Origin of the sequence: Rhodococcus sp. LB1 (assembly GCF_001583455.1) — a bacterium.
GTDB classification, from domain to species: domain Bacteria; phylum Actinomycetota; class Actinomycetes; order Mycobacteriales; family Mycobacteriaceae; genus Rhodococcus_F; species Rhodococcus_F opacus.
On the sequence record NZ_LTCZ01000276.1, the window covers coordinates 1 to 3,452 of the forward strand.

A 3,452-nucleotide genomic window follows, 5' to 3' on the forward strand; every position below is an offset into this window, starting at 1 on the left:
TGAGCGCCGATGTAGGCGTGCGCTTTGAGTGCCGTGTAGTACTTGGCACCGGGTGCGGGCGCCCGGTACGGGACGTCGAGGATCCAGATCTGCTCCCCGTGCCCCGGGGTGGGTATCAGGGGCTTGGTGCTGACTCGTCTGGGACTGGAGCGTCGCTTGGTGGTCTTGCGTGCGGCCATGCGTGCAGGGTATTCCCAAGGCGGATCGCCGGGGTCGACGACGTCGACTGCGGCGCGTGCGGTTGCGACCGTCGCGGCGGCTGGCACCGAGGAATCGCGTGCTGTCGCGGTGGGGGCGCGGGGCCCGATGCAGGGCGATTATGTACGTCGATAGTCTCGACAGCCTCAGGTTCGGCGGACGGTTCGACTGCCCTCGACGCGGCGGTGCACGCGGTGGCGTGGACGGCGGCGGCGGGCGATGGAGGCGAGCGTGACGGCCGGGCAGGCCAAGGAGGAGGGTGGATGGATGGAGGGGTGTTCACCTGTTGCGAGCAATGATGCGGGCCTTGATCGATCGTCGACCTGACGGGCGGGTAATCATGCGTAAGAAGGGCCTCAAATCACACCTGAATCCGTCTGCTGCGGGCACGCGCGCACACGAACGGGTCGGTCGCTGCAGATCGTTCTGGTGGCCGCAGTGCCTGCGGGGGAGTGGAGTGAGTGCCTCGCCGTCAGTGACCCCACTGGCGGGCCTGGCGACCTCCGCCGGCGAGGAGCCCGTAGGTCGCTGCCGGTCTGTGGGGTGGCCGCTGTGGAAAAACATTTACGCAGCATCTCCAGCGTTTTCCCTGATGAACCTACTTTTCCCTCTGCAGAGCGCGATTTCGGAGTGTCTCGTGCGCCGAGGCCCTTCCTCGCCGACAATCCGGCTGCCGACGGGACGCAGCGGCGCCGGGTCACTGCGATCAACGCCGTTCACACCGAAAACCAGTGCCCGGCACCTGGGCGAGCCGAGACGATTCGCCAACTTATGAACACCGCACAAGCAGAACGCATAGGACGTATCGCGGCGGTCGCCGCGGAGCGAATAGCACGGATCCCGGTAGCGACTCCAGTTGCGGCCTATCGGAATTGGATCGAAGTTGGCTTCCTCGACCGTTACTCCAGCACGGGACTGCTCGCCCGACACCTGGAAAAGGAGGTAGATGTCCGGTTTCGCGGAGTCCGTACGCCGCGACGATCGCCCGCTGATCATGCCCATCGACCGGTGGGGCCACACCCCCTACACGCCGACCCCGTTGGCCGGCCACTCCGTCGCGATCATCGTCCGCGCCCACCTCGCCGGACAGGAACCCGCCCACACATGGCCATCGATGAGGCCGCGCCCCACCCCGGCGCGGCCGGACCCTACACCGAGTCTCGTGGCGATATCAGGTGTTCGTTACTGTCAGTACCGGTATGGGGGAGTGCAGGATCAGTCGCTGGCTGACGCTGCCGAGTAGGGCTTTCCCGACACGGCTGCGGCGTTTGACGCCGATGACGAGTCGTTCGATATCGGGGCGCTCTTGAATGAGGTCGAGAACTGCGACGGCAGGGTCGCGGGCTTCACGTCCAGCGCGATCGAGCACGTCCACGCCACTAACCACTGCGATTTCGGTGGGTGCGAACTCGGTGAGCGACAAGTTGAGCACGAGGAGTTCGGTTCGGAGGCGTTCGGCTTCCTCTTTACCCACGGTGAGGGCGTGGGCGCCTTCTGGTGTGTCGGTTACTGCGACGAGCACGGTCATGGACGGACCCTTCTGTGGGGGTGGTTGCTCATGAGTAGTTCGCGCGGAACTGGTCTTCGAGCTCCTCGAGGGAGCGTCCGCGGGTTTCAGGCACCTGGGTGGTGAAGATCAGTGCGAGAAGACCGAGGCCGGCGAAGATGAAGAAGGTCATCGCGATGCCGATTGCGGCGACAACTGGCGGGAAGAACAGCGCCACCAGGGCGTTGGCGATCCAGAGAACGAAGATGCAGACGCCGATGGCGAAGCTGCGGATCTTGAGCGGGAAGATCTCCGCGAGCATCAACCATGCCAGGGGCCCGATTGTGCCTTGCATGGAGAACACGAACAGGACGACGAAGACAAGGATGCAGTACGCCTTGACGGTGCCGTCCGGCAGCAGCACTGCCGAGAGACCGATGAGCAGGTGGAAGATGGTGATGAGAGCGAAACCGACGAACAGCATGGTGCGGCGGTCGACCTTGTTCATCACCTTCAGCGCAATGGTGATGCCGAGTACGCTGACCAGACCATTGAGGGTGTTCGCGACGATGGCGGCGCTCGACGAGAATCCAGCATCCGCGAGAAGCTGGGTTCCGTAGTACATCACCGAGTTGATGCCGGTGAACTGCTGAAACACCCCGAGTCCGATCCCGATCAGCATCAGTCGGCGGATCCACTTCACGGACAGGTCGATCGGACCGCCGACTTGGGTGAGCTTCTCTTCCTCGGCGAGAGCCTCGACCTCCGCCATTTCTGCCTGCGCGGCTTCCGGTGTGCGGACCTGCTGCAGGACCGAGAACGCGTCGTCGTGACGGCCCTGCGAGATCAGCCACCGCGGGCTTTCAGGCATCCGAAGCATGCCGAACAGGAGAACGATCGCCGGGGCAACGGCGACCAGCAGCATGTACCGCCACACTGAATCGTGCTCCCCCCAGATATTGAAGATGATCGCGTTGATGACGAATGCGGCGAATTGTCCCGAGACGATCATGAACTCGTTGCGTGAGACGATGCTGCCGCGACGCTCGGCGGGGGACATCTCGGCCAAATACACCGGAACGGTTGCTGATGCCCCACCGACGGCGAGACCGAGAATGAAACGGAAGACCGCTAACACCTCCCACGTCGGTGAGAGGACGCAGCCGAGAGTTCCGATCATGAAAATGACCGAGAGCACCAGGATGTTGTGGCGACGGCCGTATCGGTCGGAGAGTCGGCCGCCGATCAGTGCTCCGAATGCCGCGCCGAAGATGAGAATGCTGACCACGAAGCCCTCGGTGAGCGCGGTGAGCCCGAGGTCTTCCTCGAGTGGTTCGAGGGCACCGTTGATGACACCGGTGTCGTATCCGAAGAGCAGACCGCCGAACGTTGCGATGAAGGCGATGAGGCCAAGACGCTTGGAGGGACGGTTGCTGCGAGTGGGACTGGATGTCGCGGCAGTTTCGCGGCCAGAGTCGGTCAACATGAAACACTTCTCCTCGTTGCACTCCATGACAGGAAGTGCGAATTCTGCTGTAGCAGAGACTCTTGTATCGAACCTGGGTGGTCATTTGTCGAGTCTTTGCCGGGCGGCCGGCTGGCGCCGGCGGTAGGACGATCGATGGTCGTCGGCGTTGGTGGAACGAGCCGCGGACCCTGAAGATCAGAGCGGAACCAACGCGAGATCTTGCGGACGAGCGAGCGGACGTCCCGGGCCGGGCGTTCGCCCGACCCGGGCATCGTCGGTCAGTTGTTCTGGGGGAATCCG

2 protein-coding genes are annotated in these 3,452 nt (G+C 63.6%); both read right to left on the reverse strand.

From position 1 onward, the window contains the following. Window positions 1–1,369: 1,369 nt before the first annotated feature. The gene (locus tag AZG88_RS29170) at window positions 1,370–1,726 is read right to left on the reverse strand and encodes a universal stress protein (protein ID WP_061699882.1); all 357 of its coding nucleotides are present in this window, start codon (window positions 1,724–1,726) and stop codon (window positions 1,370–1,372) included. A gap of 28 nt (window positions 1,727–1,754) precedes the next feature. Beyond that, window positions 1,755–3,170, reverse strand: a complete 1,416-nt coding sequence (locus AZG88_RS29175; RefSeq protein WP_156517654.1) for a sugar porter family MFS transporter — start codon at window positions 3,168–3,170, stop codon at window positions 1,755–1,757. Window positions 3,171–3,452: the final 282 nt, after the last annotated feature.